This is a genomic window from Bradyrhizobium manausense (genome assembly GCF_001440035.1).
In the GTDB taxonomy this organism is placed as follows: Bacteria; Pseudomonadota; Alphaproteobacteria; order Rhizobiales; family Xanthobacteraceae; genus Bradyrhizobium; species Bradyrhizobium manausense.
This window is the reverse complement of the sequence record NZ_LJYG01000110.1, coordinates 19756-38119: the sequence shown is the minus strand read 5'-3', so window position 1 is coordinate 38119 and position 18364 is coordinate 19756. Positions and strand designations below refer to the sequence as shown.

Sequence of the window (18364 nt, the reverse complement as noted above, 5' to 3'; positions counted from 1 at the left end):
ACCAAGAACGTGGATGCCCGGGACAAGCCCGGGCATGACGACCCCTCGTGAAGCGCGCCTTACGCCCCGAACACCTTTGCGAGCCCGGCCTGGGCCTCTTCCTGAATCCGCTTCAGGTGCTCGGTGCTGCGGAAACTTTCGGCGTAGATCTTGTACACATCCTCGGTGCCCGACGGCCGCGCCGCGAACCAGCCGTAGTCGGTCTCGACCTTGATGCCGCCGAACGGCTGGCCGTTGCCGGGCGCCTTGCTCAGCGTGGCGCGAACCGGATCGCCGGCGAGATCTTTCAGGCCAAGCTGCTCCGGCGTGACGGATTTCAAAATGGTCTTCTGCGGCCCGGTGGCGGCGACGTCGATGCGGGCGTAGTGGGGCACGCCGAACTCGGCGGTGAGATCGCCGAACAACTGGCTCGGATCGCGGCCGGTCCTGGCCATGATCTCGGCGGCGAGCAGGCCGAGGATGATGCCGTCCTTGTCGGTGGTCCACACCGTGCCGTCGCAGCGCAGGAACGAGGCCCCTGCACTCTCCTCGCCGCCGAAGCCGAAGCCGCCGGTGAGCAGACCATCGACGAACCATTTGAAGCCGACCGGCGTCTCCACCAGCTTGCGGCCGAGCTTCCTGGCGACGCGGTCGATGATCGAGCTCGACACCACGGTCTTGCCGATCGCGGCATCCTTGCCCCAGTTCGGGCGGTGCGCGAACAAATAGGAGATCGCGGTCGCCAGATAATGGTTCGGATTCATCAGGCCGCCGGTGCGCGTCACGATGCCGTGGCGGTCGGCGTCGGTGTCGTTGGCAAAGGCGACGTCGAAGCGGTCGCGCATCGCGATCAGGCTCGCCATCGCGTAAGGCGAGGAGCAGTCCATGCGGATCTTGCCGTCCCAGTCCACCGTCATGAAGCGGAAGGTCGGGTCGATCGCCTCGTTCACCACGCTCGCTTTCAGGCCGTAGCGCGCGATGATCGGATCCCAGTAGTGCACCGCGGCGCCGCCGAGCGGATCGATGCCGATATTGACGCCGGCGGATTTGACCAGCTCGAGATCGACGACACTGCCGAGATCGGCAACGTAAGGCGTGATGTAGTCATAGCCGTGCACGGTCGACGATTTCAGCGCCCTGGCATAGTCGATGCGCTTGATGCCCTTGAGCCCATCCGCAAGATAGGCGTTGGCGCGCTTTTCGATGACGGAGGTCGCGTCGGTGTCGGCCGGGCCGCCATGCGGCGGATTGTATTTGTAGCCGCCGTCTTCAGGCGGATTGTGCGAGGGCGTGACGACGACACCGTCGGCAAGGCCGTGACTGCGGCCCTTGTTGTAGGTCAGGATCGCATGCGAGATGACGGGCGTCGGCGTGTAGCCATGGTCCTTGTCGATCATCAACTCGACGCCGTTGGCCGCGAACACCTCGACGGCGCTGGCCAGCGCCGGCTCGGCCAGCGCATGGGTGTCGATGCCGATGAAGAGCGGACCGGTCAGCCCCTTCTCTTTCCTGTAGTCACAGATGGCCTGCGTGGTGCTGAGGATATGGCCTTCATTGAAGGTGTTCTTGAGCGAGGTGCCGCGATGGCCCGACGTGCCGAACGCCACCCGCTGCGCCGGGTCGGCCGCATCGGGCTTGCCGGCGAAATAGGCGGTCACGAGCCGCGGAATGTTGGCGAGCGCGTCCGGCGAAACCAGCTTGCCCGCCGCGGGATGAACATCTGCCACTGGGATATCCTCGTCCTGTCCTTGAAGGGATTGCGGCCCACCATAGCATCGGCCGGGAGCGCGCCAAGCCGTCTCGCGGGCCGGTCAGATGCCATGCCCCGGTCAACGATCAATCGACAACGCCGATCCTGCACCGAGCGATCCATCGGAAATGGCACATGGCGATCTCGTACTTTGGTGCCGGGTATCGGTTGATGCAGGACAAGGACGCCGTTGCCCGGCGCGGCGCACGATGCTCCCCGTTTGATGAACGAAGGCGGGGACCTGCGGGATATACCGGCAGATCCCGCGAGTGGGGCGATCACCATGATTGGACGTCTGTTTTTCACGCTCATGCTGGCCAGCGCCGCGTCGTCGGCCTGCGCCGCGGAGAGCGATCCGGCGGCGGGGAAGGCCGTCTTCCAGCAAACCTGCGAGAACTGCCACGCGGCAGTGATCGGGGTGAACAAGGTCGGCCCGAGCCTCTGGAATGTCGTCGGCCGCAAGCCTGGCGCCGTCCCGGACTTCGCCTATTCTGATGCCATGAAGGCCAACAAGGAGGCCTGGACGCCAACAGCGCTGGACGCCTATCTCGCCGATCCCCGCGGCGACGTCCACGGCGTCAAGATGTTCTTCAAGGGGCTGGCGAATCCCGCAGATCGGGCCAATGTCATCGCCTATCTCCAGACGCTGAAGTGATCGATCGGGACGGACGCTAGAGCGATCCGGAACGAGGCCGGTTCGCCGGGTTATGCGGGTTCTGTTATGATCCGCAACGGCCACGGAGAATCATCGCCCCATGGGCTTTGCGCGCCGGCATCTGCCCGTGCTCGTCCTGCTCGCCATCGCGGGGGTTGGGGCTCGCGCCGACGCCGGCCAGTTCTACAGCGAGGACCTGCGCATCCCGATGGCGGAGGCCGGACCGCAGGGGCTGGAGGCGTTCCTGGTCCGCCCCGCGGGCACCAAGCGCTATCCGCTGGCGCTGCTCAGCCACGGCTCGCCGCGCAGCTTCGAAGACCGCGCAACGATGTCGGCGCACAAATATTATGGCATCGCGCTGGAATATGCCCGGCGCGGTTTTGCCGCGCTGATCGTGATGCGGCGCGGCTACGGTACTTCGCCCGGCGGACGGGTCGACGGCGTCGGCGGCTGCGCCAAGGCCGCCTATCTGCCGGCGGCCGCGGTCGCGGTCGCGGATTTGCGCGCGGCAATCGATGCGATGAGCCGCAGGACCGACGTCACCACCACGGGCATGATCGCGGCCGGCCATTCCGCCGGGGGACTCGCCACCGTCGCGCTGACCGCGCAGGCGCCAAGCGGCCTCGTTGCCGCGATCAGCTTCGCCGGCGGCCGCGGCTCACGCGACGATGACGACGTCTGCAATCCGGAGGGGCTGGTGCAGGCCTTCGCGACCTTCGGCAAGACCTCGCGCGTGCCGATGCTGTGGGTCTACGCAACCAACGACCTGTACTTCGGACCCGATCTCGCGCGCCGGTTCTATGACGGATTTCGCGCCGGCGGCGGCGACGCCAAATTCGTCGCGGCGCCGCCCTACGGCGATGACGGCCATTATCTCTATTCCGTGGTGGCCCGCCCGCAATGGACGCCGTACATCGACGCCTTCCTGCGCGAGCGCGGGCTTGGCCACGACGTGCTGAGCCTGCCCGATCCGCTGCCGCCGCCTGCTCATTTCAACGACGCGGCGAAAGCCGAGTTCGCGCGCTATCTCGACAGCACCGTGCCGCACAAGGCCTTCGCGGTGTCGCCGAACGGCGGCTACGGCTGGCGTTCGGGGCGCAGCACCGTGGACGGGGCGCAACGCGATTCGCTCGCGGCCTGCATGAAATGGTCGCCGACCTGCACACTCTATGCCGTCGACGACCAGCTCGCCTCCGGCAGCGTGCAGGGGACGGCGACGGACCAGGTCTCACGCTCGCGATAGGCGCGAGACCGTGTGCCGGCCATCCACCATCGCGCCCAGGCGCGAGAGATATTCGGCCGATTGGCTGCACAGCGCGGTGTGAGCCATGCCGTGCGTGATGGCGGTCTGCAGCAGATGCACCATCCGTGCGGCGTCACCGCTGCGGCTCGACCGTATCAGCGCAACATCGAGCAGAAACGGCGCGAGCGCCATCTGCTCGCGCGCATCCAGCGACTGGAAAGCGTTCTCCCAATGCGCGCCTGTCCGGGGTATCGCGGCATACAACATCTCGATGAGATCCATCTGATATGCGGCACCTGCGATGTCGAAGGGCGACGCCATACCGTCCTTGAGCGACACCGCGCACAACATGCCCATCACGTAAGCCGTGTGATAGGAGGTCGCGAGCGCGCATCTGGTCTTGTCGTGTCCGTTCAACCGCCGGATCCGGCCCGACGCCGAGCGTCCTGCGGGAAGAAATCCAACCTTGTCCTCCAGCGAGGCGAGAACGCGAAAGCCGAACGCAGCGGCCGGACTCCAGTGCGACGACAAGAGCGGCCACGCCATCAGCGCTTCGCCCGCAAGGTCATAGTCCTCGACGACCAGCGCGCGGGCGAGCACGGACCCAGCCTCGTCGAGAAACTCGCCGCTCGGCCGCGGCAACGTCACCTGCCACGCCCCGAAATTGGTGGCATACATCGGGGCATGCGTGTGCGCATAGGCGTCATCGCGCGTGCCGTTCAATAGATCGATCGGATTTCCGAGCGCGGTCTTGCGCGCGATCTCTTCACACACGGGGCCCGGCCGCTCGCGGCGCCACAGCGCATGCAACCAGAGCACTTCGAGCTCGCGGTACGGCACCACTTCGTGCCCGGCTCGCGCCGACGCGGACCAGCTTCGCGCCAGCAGTTCGTCGAAGTCCTGATCGACATGGCCGAGTGCACTCAGCAGGATGTGCGGCGTCGCGAGCTGGAGGCAGACCGACGGATAGCGTACGACGTCCCAGCGCATCTGCTCCGAGCGCGCATAGGGCACGAGATCTCGCAGCGGCGCCGCCGTGCCGGCATCGGGCGCGTAGCGCGCGGCTACATAGAGCAGCATCGCGGTTTCGGCGAGCGGTTTTTCCGCGGCGAAATTTCCGTCCGGGACCTCCGCACCGTCGAACCCGTCCTTGCCGAGAAACTGGAGCGTCCGCTCGGCGATGCGCACGGCGAGCTGCAGGCGTCGCCGCAGATCCTGGGCAACTTCCGCGGGGTTCGCGGCGCCGGCCGCAATGCGGTTGCAACCCGGCGCGGCAGTCCGATCCTGCAGATTTGGCATAGGCGCCTCACGAGAAGGGAATGCGGGAGCTGATGGACCAAAGCGAGATCGTGGCCGCCCCGGAAGCGCACCTCGGGGCCGGGTCAGCGGCCGGTGACCTCATTGCGGATAGCGGCCGGATTGATCCCCTGTTCCACTTCCACCACCGGCGGGATGCAGTAACGGATGAAGCGATTGCCGACCACGAAGCCGAACTCGCTTTCGCTGGCACTCGCAATGCTCGCGCCATTCTCGGCAACGAATTTTCCGAAAGCATTGAAGTCGAACACCTTCGACCCCAGGAACTTGCGGACGATCTCTTCCCTGTTTGCTGCGTTGCTCATGTTGCCTCCTTGGCTCACCGGTGGATCGATCCGGACGCGGGATGCGGCCAGCACCGACGACGTGCACGATGATCCGATCGCGGAGCGAGGCGTGTGAACGACCTTACATTTCAAGAATTGTTGAGCACAACCCACCTGCGGCACATCGGTTGTTAACTCGGAAGATGTACGACGTACCGCATGTTGCGGAGCCGGTTACGATCGAATTCCAGCGCGATGTGGCGAGGCATGGTGGTCGCGGCGCTTTTGTCGGCGGCGACCTGCGTGCAGGCCCAGGATGCCGCCAGGGAGCGCGCCACGGATGATTTCGGCGCGACCGCGGCGATCCCCACTCAGGATGCCGACCTCGGCGCAGGCGAAACCGCGACGTCGCGGGCCGAGATCCGAAAGATCATCGAGCATGAGACGGCGAGGACCAATCTGCCCGCCGACATTGCGGAGGCCGTCGTCTTCGTCGAGAGCGGCTACAATCCGGCCGTCGTCGGCAGCGCCGGCGAGCTCGGCCTGATGCAGCTGCGGCTCGAGACCGCGGCGGCGCTTGGGTTCAGGGGAAACGCTGCGGAGCTCACTGAACCCGATATCAACATCCACTACGGCGTGCTTCATCTCAGCCGCGCCTGGCGCCTCACCGGCGGCGACCTCTGCCGCACGCTGATGAAATATCGGGCCAGCCGCGACGAGGAAGAGATCAGCCCGCGCTCGCAGGTCTATTGCAATCGCACCCGCAACCGGCTGCTCGCGATGAAGTCGACGGCGGCAGTCACCCCTGATGCGGCCGTCCCACCCTCGGCATCCCCGCCTGAACCCGCGACGGCGCCGGCACCGGCAACGACATCAGCAAGAGCTGAAAGGCCGCAGACGCGCCCCAGGCCGGCCCAGCCCAAGGACGTCTATGCCCGCTACACCAGGGGCACGGCCGCCGCAAGCCGCGCCTATTGGGCCGCGCATGAGGCCAGGATCAGCCGCATCAAGGCCCGCATCGAGGCCAGGTGGAAGCGGACGGCCTCGCGTTAACGATCGTTCGTCACGACCCGGACCAGCCCTTGACGACACCGTCATGGTCGATGGAATACTGCGGAGGCTCCCCTTTTCGGGATAGCTGCAGCAATTAAGCCAATAGTGTTTTTGCGTAACCCTATAGAGACCATGCACAACGGTTTGAGAGTTTTGTTTGCGATTGTCGCAACGGCGGCCGTGGCCACCTCGACCTTCATCGCCATCCGGTTTTTGGTCGGGTTCAGCGGCTGAAGCAGTCGGTGCCGGCCAGGCCCCCGGCCGGCGCGACGGCCCCTCGGGCACTCGCGCCTAGAGGCGCTCGCTGAGCGCGAGCTTGTAACCGACGCCGGTGACGGTGGCGATGACGGGCGTGTCGCTGCCGACGAGCTTGCGGCGCAGCCGCGCCACCAGGGCATCGACGGTGCGGATGTCGACCTCGGCCTGGCGATTGCTGACGACCTCGATCAGATAGTCGCGGCTGAGCGGCCGTCCGTCCGCGCCGACGAGGGCCGCGAGCAGGTCGAACTCGGCACGCGTCAGCACCACCGGCTTGCCGTCGCTGCCCAGCAGCTCGCGCCGCGTCAGGTCGATGATCCAGTCGCCGAAGGCGATCGAATTGTGGTTGCGCGCCGCCTTGCGGTCGATCGAGCGCCGCCGCAACACGCTGCGCGCCCGCGCCAAGAGATCGCGCAGATTGATCGGCTTGGTGACATAATGATCGCCGGCGATCTCGAGGCCAAGGATGCGATCGACGTCGGTGTCGCGGCGGGTCACGAAGATGATGCCGGCATTGCTGGTCGCCTGGATCTCCTTGGCGAGCTCGAAGCCATCGCCGTCGGGCAATTGGACGTCGAGGAAGACCAGGTCGGTGCGCGCGCGCAGCGCCTGGCGGCATTCGGCGCAGGTGCCGGCGCCGACCACGTCGAAATTATTCTCGCTGAAATAGCCGACCAGCATCGTTCGCGTCACGGGATCGTCTTCGACGACGATCAGCCGCTCGCGCCCGACCGGCCGCAATTCCTGAAGTGCGGAATCAGCCACGATGTTGGATGTCCTGTGTGCCTGCGACTGGGCCTGAAGATTCAAATGGCCGCGTGATGCGCTGTCCTGTGAACGAACATTCACGCCTTGTTCGAGCCCCCGAAATTGCCTGCCGCAATACTAGGCGCGTTGTGTCGCCCGAACAATATAGGTCACGGGATTGAAGTATTAATATGAATTGCCCCACATTTCTCATTCAGCGCATCGATGCTCGCCAACGCCCATAATTCAATGCGGCTTGCCTCGCCGACGCTCGCGGGTCAAGCCAGACCCACGCTCACCGATCGGCGGGAAGCAGGAAAATCGCTGCAAGGACGCCCAGGACTGCTGTTGCGGCCGCGGTCGCAAAAATGGCTGCCAAGGCTTGCCCGCCACCAACGACGGCCAGCGCAGCGATCCCAAGAGCAAAGCCACCTTGCCGCGCCACGATCGTCATGGCAGAGGCCATGCCGGAACGGTCCGGCGGGGCGAGCGCAAGCAGGGCACCCGAAAGTTGCGGGTGGGCGATCGCCGCGCCGCTGCCGATCGCTGCCATGCCCGCGAGCATAAAGCCGAGGGTCTCGGCCGTGTCTGCGCGCCAAAGGGATGCAAGCAAAAGGAGATTGCCGACCGCGAGCATCGCGAGAGAAAGCGCGAAGTGCCGGCGCCATCCGATGCGCATCACGAGGCGGCCGCCAATTGGCGGCACGACCAGCATCGGTGCGGTTGCAGCGATCAGCGCGAGGCCCGTACGATTGGCGTGCCAGCCGAATGCGCTCTGCATCGCTGGCGGCAGATAAACAAGGATGGCCCAGTAGCTGACGGAGACGGCAATCAGCAGCAGGCCGACGCCGGTCATCGCGCGCGTCCCGAACACGGCCGGGTCGAGGAGCGGCACGGCGCGCCGACGCTGTTGAAGGGCAAAGCTCGCCAACAGCAGAAGCGCCGCGCCGCCGAGGCACACGGCACCGATCATGTCGGCACGTACGCGCATCGTCGCGTCAATCAGCATCGCGAGCGCCGTCGTCAACAGGGCAATGCCGACAATATCGAGCGGGCGCTTCTCCTCGGCCTGTCTCTCGGCGACGAACTGCGGCACCGCAATGGCCAGAGCCACGCAGAACGGGACGTTGATCAAGAAGATCCAGCGCCATCCGATCCAAGCCGTGATAACGCCACCGAGCGTCGGCCCAACGGCCATCCCGACACCGGAGACGACGCCCATCAAGGCGAACACACGTGCTCTGACGGCGGCATCCGGGAACGCGCTGGCGACGAGCGCCAGGGCGCCTGTGACGACGAACGCTGCGCCAATGCCTTGCAGGCCACGGGCGAGCCACAACGCCGGACCGTCCCAGGCAAGGCCGCAGGCGAGGGAAGCGACAAGGAAGATCAGATTGCCGGACAGCAAAGCGCGGCGGCGGCCGAAGCGATCGGCGATCGCCCCAGCCGCGAGCAACATGCCCGTGAAAGCGAGCGAATACGCATCGATCACCCACGCCGTTCCGGCCACGCCGAAGCTGAGTGTGCGCGCCATCGCAGGCAGCGCGACGACGACGGCGGTAACGTCGAGATTCGTGAAGAACGCACCGAGGCCGAGTGTCAGGGCAACGGAAAGATCACGAGCGCATAGGGAGGGTGCGGTCTTCACAAATCCTCTATCGAACCGGGAGAGCGACGCGCAGAAGCGCTGCGATGCTCGCAGAGCACGATCCGGAAAAGTGCGCAGCGGTTTTCCGGAAAGATCATGCTCAAACAACAACCTAAAGCGCGATGACGATGCATCCTGATCGCATCGCGCTTTAGTTATCATCGGTTTGCGCTCCCGGCGTATGCCGAGTGTTCAACTCGGCATGAATCTGCTTCATATTGCCGGCATGACCGCCCGACCTCCATTCGATACCCTGATTGCCTTCGAAGCCGTACACCGTCTCGGCAGCGTCACCGCTGCAGCAAGCGACCTCGGCATTACCCAGAGCGCAGTGAGCCACCGGTTGCGCCGGCTGGAAGACTTCATGGGCTTGCCGCTGCTGACGCGGAGTTCGGCCGGCATGCGGCCGACCCCCGCGGGTGAAGCGCTTGCATCCGGCCTCGGGGAACTTCTCGCCGGCCTCGGAGAGCTACGCGCGCGATGCCGCGCTGCGGCCAACAATGGCCCGTTGCGCGTCGGTGTCAGCGCCGCGCTGGCGGACTATTGGCTCGTCGCACGTCTGCCGACGTTCAAGGCTCCGTCGACGCCGATCGAACTCATCATCGTCGAAAGCACGGCGCAAGCGATCCACCTCGATCTCGACATCACGATCCATTGGCTGCTCGAGGGCGAGGCACGCGAGACCTCGACGCAGCGCGTGTTGTTCCGCGAGCAGATCTTCCCCGTTTGCCACGCGGGGCTATTGCCGTCCGCGCCGCTCGACGACCCGACGCGCATCGCCGCGCTGCCGCTTATCCATAAAGGGGCCGGCGCAGGTGCGAACGCGGGAACCGAGTGGTCCTGGTCGACGTGGTTCGCGCGACTTGGCCTCCACGCGCCGGCGCCGGTCGGACTACGTTACGCCAACATGGCAACAGCGATCGGTGCCGCACTTCAAGGTAGCGGCGTCGTGCTCACGCGCTCCCTCCTCGCGCACGACGCGCTTATCGACGGCCGCCTTGTGCGCGTGCTGCCGGAGACCTGGGACATGCCGTCGTCGAAGGTGCACCTCGTGCGCTGGCCTGCGGTCTTGGCAAGCGATGCTCGGGTGAAGGCATTCGTGGCATGGCTTTTGGACGCGGCCAACGAATGCGTCCGATAGAGCGCGAGGACCTCACGCGGATCGAGGCGTGAGCGGCTAGGACGTGCCCACATCGATCCGGAACGAGAGCTGCTCCTCCGCACCGGGCGCAATATGCATCAGCCCTGGCTTGTCGGTGAACTCGCCGTCGAAGTCTTTGGGGCTGGCATGGCCGCGCCAGGGCTCGATGCAAAGGAACGGCGCACCCGACGGTTTCGACCAGATGCCGAGCTCGCGAAAGCCGCGCCAGGACATTTTGAGCCAGGGCCCGGTGCCCTGCCCGTCCGCATAGCGCACCGCGGCGCTGCTCACGGGATTGAGGATCACTGCGTCGTTGCTGAACAGGGCCTCCGACAGCGGGAGCACAGTGCCTTGGACCGGGCTGGGATCCGCAGCCGCGAGCAGGAGCCCGCCCTCGACACGGCAGATCGGCGACGGCTCCTCATGCGTGAATGTCAGCGTATAGTCTTCCTTCGGCACGCCAGCCTGAAGCGGCCAGTTGAAAGCGGGATGGCCGCCGAGCGACACCGGCAGCGTCTCGCCTCCGGTGTTCTCGACCGCGAGGATGAGATCGAGACCGGCATCATCGAGCGCATAGGTCGCGGTCAGCCGGAACGCGAACGGATAGCGCTCACGCGTCGCCTCGCTGTCCTCTAGCACCAGCGTGCACCTGTTCTCTTCGCGTGCCCCCCATGCAAATCGGCTGTCGCGCGCAAAGCCGTGCTGGGTCATCCGGTACGTCTTGCCCAGGTGCCGCAATTCATCATTGGCGAGACGCCCGACGATCGGAAACAGCAACGGCGCGTGGCGCGGCCAGGCCGGTTCGGCCTGCCAAAGGAACTCGATGTCGCCGCCCTTCAGCGAGCAGAGCTCGGCGCCGTACGCCTTGACGGTCGCGGTGAGCGATCCGCTGCGAAAGGAGTGGGTGTCGTCGGTCATCGCCAACCTCTACACCGCGGACTCGCATGCAGCAAGGCGACGCGGCCGAGGTGCAACGTCTGCCTTATGCGTCCGCCGAAAGACAGAAAAAATCTGAAGGCCGAGGTTCGAGAAATTTGGCAACGAAGATCGCACGAGAGTGCGAAGTCTTCAATGGCAGCCATCAGCAATATGCCCTCGATCTGACAAAGCTGAACGATCAGGAACTGTCGCAGCAAGGCGCGCGCTGCACGCGGAGTTGCTCACGGCTGCCGCCGCAGGGACCAACCCGGCGCTGCAGCCTTGCGGACAAGAGATTTTGCTGACTTATCCCAAAGAGCCTCCCCGCAAGCGCAGCAAGGCCCATTTGTTGTTTGTCCCACAGCAACCATGTCTGGCTTGCCAGCAAACCCCATGCAACGCTCATCATCTGAGATTCGCGCAACCAACTAGCCTCGGACGCAAGGTCTCAGCGACGAGTTCACGGTGCCACTGTGCCGCGAGCATCATCAACAGCTGCACCGGTACGGCAATGATCGCGCCTGGTGGGCGAACCTGCAGATCACGCCATTGCGGATGGCGCTGGAGTTGTGGGAGGCTAGCCCGAGGTAGCCCGCGCGCCGGCGAGTTCGTCGGAATTGGCGTTGCGCAACAGGAACAACGACCTCCAATCGCGCTGATGGCCAAATTCGATATAGCGGTAGCTCAGGGCACTTAGCAGGATCGTTATTGCAAGATAGGGCAATGAAAGTTGAAGCGTGTCTTGCAACGGAGACGTATCGGGCGGGATCATTTCAACCATGATGATCGAATGCCACGCATAAATACTGTAGCACATGCATCCGACGACTTGAATTGGCCACGCCTCGAACAGGCGATTTGCGGACCATGCCCCGCACAACACCGCCAGCAGCACCATGGCAAACCCGGCGCAAAAGATCGTGGCGTAGAGAATGCTCACCGCCCAGGGGCCGTTATCCTTGAGGTATATGGCGGCAATCATCACCAGCAGTCCGGGCAGCAGCCCGCGCGCCTGAAATCTCTTAAGTGATACACTGTCCCTGGACTTGACGTAGAGATCGCAGACCAACATTCCGAAAATGAACTGGTAACACGACCCAAATATTCCGCCCACAAACGGCCGAAACATCCCAATCCGATCCACCGCGATAAGGTGACCAGCCACCACGAAAGCTGAGCAGATGACGACGCTCAACAGCAACAGCCTTCGGAGGCCAAAGCGCGCGGTGAGAAGAATCAGAAGCGGAAACAAAAGGCTGAACCAGATCTCAACGCCTACGGACCATAATACGGGATTGGAGGGGGGCATAAACCCGTGCGGCACAAAAATGAAAAGCGTAGATAACAGTCCGCCGAGTTCCAGGTACCACGCGTGCGATCCAGCGGGCGACTTGGCATGGAGCGCAACCGTCACGAGGACTACCGTATAGTAAAGTGGAAGCAACCGGGCTGCGCGATGCCAATAGAAATGCGGGAGGTCGGCGAGCCGACCGATGGCTCGCTTCTTTGTGCGATAGGGCAGGTACAGAACGAATCCGGAGAGCACAAAAAAGATATTTACACCCAGGAAGCCGTGCTTGGCGACAATGGCCAGGAGACCATTCGGATCAAGTTCGCCGGGAAACGGCGACGCGCTGGATGTAAACGGAACAAGCAAGTGAAAGAGGATCACCATCAAGATGGCGAGTCCGCGAAAACCGTTGACCGCGCCGATCTTCTCCGCGCGACTATCGGCTTTGATGGCGGAACCTGGAGATTGTAACGACAAGGCGGCGATCTCGGTATGGTGATTTCCTGTTTGCGATGTTCGCTACGTTGAGCGAGCTGTCAATTGACGGCCGTCACACTCACGACAGCGCGATGCCAAACCGAAGGTGCATTGACCAGCAAATAGGCAAGTCACCGCATCGCTAGGGATGCAGCGGATATCTCGCATCGCGAACACCTCACGATTCGTTGGAAGCGATCCTTACGCGAGCGCAGCCCTCCCCGGACACGGCGAACGACGTGCCTTCAAATCGTCAATTACGGCATCTAGTCAACTACGGGATATAGACGGTAACAGGTTAGCTCTGAGGCAGAATTATGCGTGGGCGCGGGTAGTTTGATGGCTGGGCTCCTCATCATATCTGTTCTGCTCGCGATTGGCTTCGCGACCGGCTACGGCACGCGTGAGCTGATCTCTCGTAAGCGCCACGCCGAGTACTTGAACTTGCAGCCCTACGTTTCGCCTGCGCTCAGAACCGGGCGGCCATCTTCCGATGAAAGCACCATGGCGCGATACGCCACACCTCAACCCGCAATAACTGAGCAGGCGAACTATGACATGCTTGAGTCGTTTAGACCCGTATCGATTGCGGAGCCGAAGCCAGTGAAATCCGGGCCTGCCGGCGCAAGCTTGCGTTTGATCGAGCCGCATTCCTCCAAGCCCGACACCGGATCCTTGCAGTCCGTGGACATTGAGCAGAGCCTCGAAGAACTGGTCGGACTCCTGCTGCGCAAAAAACAGGGCGGTTAGGGCCCTTTTCTCCGACGCGTCTGGTCACAAGCATCTTGCCGCATTTACGTGTCGGCGTGTTGCCGAGACGGGGTGGGAAGTAAGCCCCTGGAACCGAGAAGCACCAGGTTGTCGGCAGGAGAGCTCCGGGATCCCGCTGGAACTCCAGGGCACCGGGTCGATGACAGAGCACGTTTTACGACGGAACCGCCCGCCCGCAGCACAGGCAGGTAAAGACTGGCCGGGGCCGCGTAAAAATGGTATGTTTTTAGCGGTTCTGTGGCTACAATACGGCCCGTCAGGCGTCCGGAGAGCAGGAGGGCAGATTTGGTTGTGCTGATGATCGCAAGCGCCGTGGCGGGTGTTCTTCTGGGGCGTTTTCTTCGCGCATATGCCCTTATTCCCGCAACGATGCTAATCCTGGCTGCAGCATGGTATTTGGGCCTCGAGCAGGGTTTCGCGACGGGCGCGGTCGCGTTCGTCGCTAGCGCGGTGGTCTTGCAAGTCGTCTATTGCGCGAGCCTGCTGACCTATCTGCTCATCGCGAACCTCTCGGTGCTGGACCAGGTGCAGTCGGAGGCATCACCGCAGATGCCTGAATCGCAAATCGCAGCCTAAGACACCTATCCTGAGCGGCCACCGAAAATGTTGTCGCAGGCCCGTACACTGTGACAACCTCCCGTAGAAGCGCCGCACCTGCTTAGTTCATGCAGACCATCCCGCGGGGCCGCATTCCTGCCGGTGTGTTGTGAACGCGTCGTTTACGCGGCATGATCCCCCTGCGCGCGTGGTGCTCGGCTGAAGCTGTTGGCCTGCAGCTTCCAATCTGCTCAACGACAATATCTGCTACACCCAACTGAATACGCGTGTGAATGCGTGGCGCAGGCTTTCTTCTTTGATTTTGATTTCGGCTCGTTGAAACTTCAGCGGAATGGCTGTGTTGCACCAAGTCGAGGCAATGCTTTTAGACGAGGCGAATCCGCGACAAGCTGACGCGACACAGTATGCCCAGGACGTTTGGGAATAAATGGCAATGCAATTTATTCGGAACCGATGCGAAGCCGCCGGCCGATATTCCTCGATTGCAAAGAAGAAGCGCACATTTGCGCCTTGCCGCGGGTTTATGATGCTGGATCAACCCGCTGAGACAACTGACTCTCCATAGCACCTATATTCGCCGTCTTTATGTAGACAATGCTGATATGATCGGTTGGCTGGAAATTAAAAATGGAATTGCTGGCGAGAACAGCCGCGGGCGGCAACGGCGCGCAGAACGCGTTACAAAAGTTGATCGTAAGGGGTCAAGCGGCTGTCGCATTTTTGACGCCAGCGCGACCACGGGCCAAGCAGCGTCCCGATCCGGTCATTCACCGGATTGATACCCGGCCCCTCGACTTCGGCGCCGATGAGATCGTGGCTGTCGGCAAGCTCCGCAACGAAATGCTGCGATTACCCGAATTCCTGCGCCATCATCGCCGGCTTGGGGTCCGACGTTTCCTCGCGATCGATGACCGTTCGGATGACGGCACGCGAGCATTCCTGCTCGATCAGCCGGACGTTCACGTGTTCGAGATCCGGGAGTCCTTTGCAGAATCAAGTGGTGGCGCGCGTTGGACCAGCGCCGTGCTCGACCAATTCGCGCCAGGGCGGTGGGCGCTGACGCTCGACGCCGACGAACTCTTTGTCTATCCCGGTTGCGAAAATTTTGATCTTCGATGGCTGTGCCGATATCTGGAGAGCACCGGCGCCGATTGCATGACCGCGGAGATGGTCGACATGTATCCACGCTGGCTCGGAGGCCCGGAGCGCTACCAAGCCGGTGAGAGCCTCGTCACGTTCTGCCCCTACTTCGATTCAGATACCTATGTGAAGCGCCGTCGGCGCGGCTTTCCGGCCAACTACCTGGTGGGCGGTGCGCGAGCGAGGCTGTTTTATGACGAACCGATGCCGCCGATGATCGCCCTTTATGACGCACTCGTACAGTTGCTTGAGCCATACGGGCTGGCGCGGCTGCTGCCTGCAGTTAACATCACGCGCTGGCAGCCACCGCTGCTCACTAAAGTGCCGCTCGCGCGCTGGTTGCCCAGCCGTCGCTATATCGCCGCCGGTCACCTGATGACCCCACCAGGCAAGCCAGGCGATGTCACAGGCGCCCTGCTCCATTTCAAATTTCTCCACGACTTCACCGATAAGGTCGCAATCGCGGTCCGTGAAGGGAATTACTATCTCGGATCGGTCGAGTATCAGCGCTACGCGGAGCGACTCGATCAAAATCGGTCATTCGAACTCATCTATCCGAAAAGCCTGATCTACCAATCATCCGACGACCTTGTCCGTTGCGGCCTGATGCGTCTCTCTCCGGCCTATGAGGCCGCGACGCGATAACCTGCCCCACCGCTTCTTGTACACAGGAGGCGCGCTGGAGCCTTCCTCCAATCGTCATCGGATCCCCTCGTTGTGCTTGATGTTTTCGTCGGAAGGACCGACCGGTATCCGCTGTTCCGGAGCATTGATCTCATCGATCAGCTTGCGGCCGAGAAGCCGAAGGAGAAGCTTCCTTCCACGCACCAGTGCCGGATAAAGTGCCCTTGCCAGGCGTGGCCGAGAGAACACCAGCCGATTAAGGCGATTGAAGACAGTCATCTCCGCGGCAAGCGTTGCCAGCAGATGCATTGCATCGGCCCCATGGTAGTGCCGCCCACGCCAGCGAACCACCATGCCTTCGTTGAGATCGAGGTTGCGGGCGCGGATATCGCCGACGATCGGATGCTCCGAACGCGCGTCGATCAGGTGAATGCGCTGCCCACGCTCCCGCAACTGGTACAGCAGAACATAGCGGCTGCATAACGGGCATTCGCCGTCATAGACCACCCAGATCTCGTCATCACTATGGGTCAATTCGATAGTCCGTTCGATTCCGAACGTCGCGCACAAGCTTGCCCTCCGCCAGGCCGAGACATACTGAGTCCACCACATAGTGATAGGCGACGATATCGTCCATGGTCAGCTCGTTGAATTCGCCATACAGCCATGGATTGGACAGCATGTGGTGCGGATAGGCATAAAAGCTGTTGTTGTCCTTCACCCAGGGGTAGACACGAAAAAAGCGATCCGTCTCGCGGACCAATTTTTCCACGGCCTCCATGGATACGCCTGTGTCTTGACGCGGAAGGATCTCCGGGCCGCAGGTGGTCGCGTCGTGCCAAGTCGCAAGATCGTGGTTGTTGCCGCCAACGCGAGCCCGGAAATGATTCTCAGGGATGTACATGGTTCCGGTCCCGATCATGTACGAGTAGATGCCGAAATAGGTGGAAGGCGCGAGGACCTGGCGACCATCGCGGGTCTCGACGAAAAGCCGCGGGCTTGCCAGCTTCGGCCCGTCCAGCCATCCCAGGTGATTGGTGTAGAAGAAGAACCGGCCACAGATGACGGTCACGACCATCACAACTTTCATCGCCGGGGTGAACCCATCACGCGGCAGCGTGCGTGCCGCGGCCACGATGAACAGGTTGAGCGCAATCCAGAAGAAGAAAAGAGCCCCGAGCGTGAAGTACACGCCGATGTGGAAGACGTCGAACAGCAGGCAGAAGAACGACAGCGCGCGCGTCGAGATCGCAGCCAGGGGCGACAGGAGCTGGGCACCCAGCACGAAGACGTTGAAGATCAGCTGGTTGCTCGCGATCGCGTCCCAGATGGTCTGCAACGCGCCCGGCCACAGGCCGAGCGGGGCGTCGCCGCGTTCGAGGCCCATCAGGATGGAGGTTTGCGTGGGGTTTGCGAACAGCCAGGTCCACGGCTTCTCGCCACCAGCCTGCAGCTTTGCGATTCCCGACCAGAAATAGCTGCCGAGATGCGCCCCGACCGCGCACGCCCAAATCAAGCCATAGGCGCGATCGCGAAGCTGCTTCACGTCATCTGCGGAAGCGAACAGAGTTCGCAGCCTCGGCACGCGATCCATCACCCAGGCGCTGGTGAGAACGATCGTGCCGAGCACGCCAAGCACGGCGAAGTTACCGACGTCGAGCATACCGAGATAATCGGTCTCCGTCACGAAGATGCCGGACACGACGCTCACCATTTCGCGCCATGCATGATAGAAGTAGAACAGCGGCACCAGAAATGAAGGGCGTAGAATCGCGGCTATTCCTGCCACAACCGCAACCACCGCACCGTAGCGGAAGAACATAATCTTGTCGCCCGCCCCGAACAGGATGTTGGGAGGCCCTGCGAAGGGCCCCAATGAATCGAACAGCAACTGCACGAAGATCGTCATTCCGATCGCGAAGGCGGTGATCCGCAGTGGCGGCGAGAAATCACGGTAGCGAACGGAGCTGAAGGCGAGCGCGCCGGCAAATGCCGAGCAAACCAGCACCAGAGCGTAAATGTCAGACCAGCGCGCGAGATGCGTGACGGCCCGCCGCGAAATCGCAGACAGAATGACGGCTACTGTAAGGAGGAAGAGAGGTCCCGCAAGCGACGCGACGCCAGACCGCGCTCCTTGCCGTGATGCAACAGTGTACAACGTCATCCCGTCTCGGACCTCCGGAGCTTCGCCATCGAGATCAACCGAACATTATAGAATGACTAGCGGCCTGCAAATATCGCACGCGCAGCTTGCCCTTCTCCTGGTGTGAGTGCTCACAAAATCATCTCACGGGAACCTCAGCACTGTGAATCGAAATATGACAAACTGCGGGCATTGATGTGACCACAAGTGTCTGCATTGACGCTGGTGACGTCCAGCCATCGCTTGAGATCAGTTCCGAGCAGGCTCGCCCAGGCCGATCCCACATCGCCCGATCACGTCTTCCGTTCGTGTCAAGGCCAAGCTAAAAGCCGGAGACGATCGGAACCGCCATCGCGCAGCGCGCTGGATTTCCCGCGGCATTTGC

At 62.7% G+C, this 18364-nt stretch carries 17 protein-coding genes; 8 read left to right on the top strand and 9 right to left on the bottom strand.

Annotated features, from left to right (window positions below):
• Positions 1-59: 59 nt before the first annotated feature.
• On the bottom strand, positions 60-1706 hold the full coding sequence (gene pgm, locus AOQ71_RS34550; protein ID WP_057756892.1) for a phosphoglucomutase (alpha-D-glucose-1,6-bisphosphate-dependent): 1647 nt from the start codon (positions 1704-1706) through the stop codon (positions 60-62).
• A 306-nt stretch (positions 1707-2012) separates the two neighbouring features.
• On the opposite strand from pgm, the gene AOQ71_RS34545 reads away from it, so the two are divergent.
• A complete protein-coding gene (locus tag AOQ71_RS34545) occupies positions 2013-2384 on the top strand; it encodes a c-type cytochrome (protein WP_057756890.1) in 372 nt (123 codons plus the stop codon).
• Positions 2385-2484: 100 nt separating this feature from the next.
• Positions 2485-3627 (top strand): alpha/beta hydrolase family protein, encoded by a 1143-nt coding sequence (locus tag AOQ71_RS34540; protein ID WP_057756887.1) that lies wholly within the window; start codon positions 2485-2487, stop codon positions 3625-3627.
• Here AOQ71_RS34540 and AOQ71_RS34535 read toward each other — a convergent pair.
• Together AOQ71_RS34535 and AOQ71_RS34530 are read right to left on the bottom strand one after the other, a co-directional pair.
• Complete coding sequence (locus tag AOQ71_RS34535) at positions 3613-4926, bottom strand: DUF6895 family protein (protein ID WP_057756885.1); 1314 nt, start codon at positions 4924-4926, stop codon at positions 3613-3615. The two genes, AOQ71_RS34540 and AOQ71_RS34535, sit on opposite strands and share 15 nt — an antisense overlap.
• Before the next feature lie 83 nt (positions 4927-5009).
• Positions 5010-5249 (bottom strand): hypothetical protein, encoded by a 240-nt coding sequence (locus AOQ71_RS34530; RefSeq protein ID WP_057756882.1) that lies wholly within the window; start codon positions 5247-5249, stop codon positions 5010-5012.
• Between the two features lie 228 nt (positions 5250-5477).
• Here AOQ71_RS34530 and AOQ71_RS34525 point away from each other — a divergent pair, with 228 nt between their 5' ends.
• The gene (locus tag AOQ71_RS34525; protein ID WP_245317325.1) at positions 5478-6263 is read left to right on the top strand and encodes a transglycosylase SLT domain-containing protein; all 786 of its coding nucleotides are present in this window, start codon (positions 5478-5480) and stop codon (positions 6261-6263) included.
• Between the two features lie 291 nt (positions 6264-6554).
• Here AOQ71_RS34525 and AOQ71_RS34520 read toward each other — a convergent pair whose 3' ends face one another.
• Both AOQ71_RS34520 and AOQ71_RS34515 read right to left on the bottom strand, forming a co-directional pair.
• Positions 6555-7370, bottom strand: coding sequence for a response regulator transcription factor (locus AOQ71_RS34520; protein ID WP_057756878.1), 816 nt, complete (start codon positions 7368-7370; stop codon positions 6555-6557).
• Positions 7371-7563: 193 nt separating this feature from the next.
• Positions 7564-9024 carry an MFS transporter gene (locus AOQ71_RS34515; protein WP_205668292.1) on the bottom strand — a complete coding sequence of 487 codons (1461 nt, stop codon included), beginning with the start codon at positions 9022-9024 and terminating at the stop codon, positions 7564-7566.
• A gap of 73 nt (positions 9025-9097) precedes the next feature.
• Here AOQ71_RS34515 and AOQ71_RS34510 point away from each other — a divergent pair, with 73 nt between their 5' ends.
• Positions 9098-10057: a LysR substrate-binding domain-containing protein gene (locus AOQ71_RS34510; RefSeq protein WP_245317324.1), complete on the top strand. Its 960-nt coding sequence runs from the start codon at positions 9098-9100 to the stop codon at positions 10055-10057.
• Between the two features lie 36 nt (positions 10058-10093).
• On the opposite strand, the gene AOQ71_RS34505 is transcribed toward AOQ71_RS34510, so the two are convergent.
• Positions 10094-10975 carry an aldose 1-epimerase family protein gene (locus tag AOQ71_RS34505; protein WP_057756874.1) on the bottom strand — a complete coding sequence of 294 codons (882 nt, stop codon included), beginning with the start codon at positions 10973-10975 and terminating at the stop codon, positions 10094-10096.
• A 26-nt stretch (positions 10976-11001) separates the two neighbouring features.
• Here AOQ71_RS34505 and AOQ71_RS45640 point away from each other — a divergent pair, with 26 nt between their 5' ends.
• Entirely contained in the window at positions 11002-11280 is a 279-nt protein-coding gene (locus AOQ71_RS45640; protein WP_057756871.1) for a hypothetical protein, read from the top strand.
• 272 nt (positions 11281-11552) lie between these two features.
• Here AOQ71_RS45640 and AOQ71_RS34495 read toward each other — a convergent pair whose 3' ends face one another.
• The gene (locus AOQ71_RS34495) at positions 11553-12743 is read right to left on the bottom strand and encodes an acyltransferase family protein (RefSeq protein ID WP_057756868.1); all 1191 of its coding nucleotides are present in this window, start codon (positions 12741-12743) and stop codon (positions 11553-11555) included.
• A 339-nt stretch (positions 12744-13082) separates the two neighbouring features.
• On the opposite strand from AOQ71_RS34495, the gene AOQ71_RS34490 reads away from it, so the two are divergent.
• The 3 genes from AOQ71_RS34490 to AOQ71_RS34480 all read left to right on the top strand — a co-directional run bounded on the left by AOQ71_RS34490 (position 13083) and on the right by AOQ71_RS34480 (position 15857).
• On the top strand, positions 13083-13493 hold the full coding sequence (locus AOQ71_RS34490) for a hypothetical protein (protein WP_057756866.1): 411 nt from the start codon (positions 13083-13085) through the stop codon (positions 13491-13493).
• Positions 13494-13799: 306 nt separating this feature from the next.
• Positions 13800-14090 carry a hypothetical protein gene (locus AOQ71_RS34485; protein WP_157083765.1) on the top strand — a complete coding sequence of 97 codons (291 nt, stop codon included), beginning with the start codon at positions 13800-13802 and terminating at the stop codon, positions 14088-14090.
• 609 nt (positions 14091-14699) lie between these two features.
• On the top strand, positions 14700-15857 hold the full coding sequence (locus AOQ71_RS34480; RefSeq protein ID WP_057756862.1) for a glycosyltransferase family 2 protein: 1158 nt from the start codon (positions 14700-14702) through the stop codon (positions 15855-15857).
• Between the two features lie 54 nt (positions 15858-15911).
• Here AOQ71_RS34480 and AOQ71_RS34475 read toward each other — a convergent pair whose 3' ends face one another.
• Positions 15912-16370, bottom strand: coding sequence for a DCC1-like thiol-disulfide oxidoreductase family protein (locus AOQ71_RS34475; protein ID WP_057756860.1), 459 nt, complete (start codon positions 16368-16370; stop codon positions 15912-15914).
• Positions 16360-18000 (bottom strand): hypothetical protein, encoded by a 1641-nt coding sequence (locus tag AOQ71_RS34470; protein WP_157083764.1) that lies wholly within the window; start codon positions 17998-18000, stop codon positions 16360-16362. The genes AOQ71_RS34475 and AOQ71_RS34470 overlap by 11 nt, the downstream gene beginning before the upstream one ends.
• Positions 18001-18364: the final 364 nt, after the last annotated feature.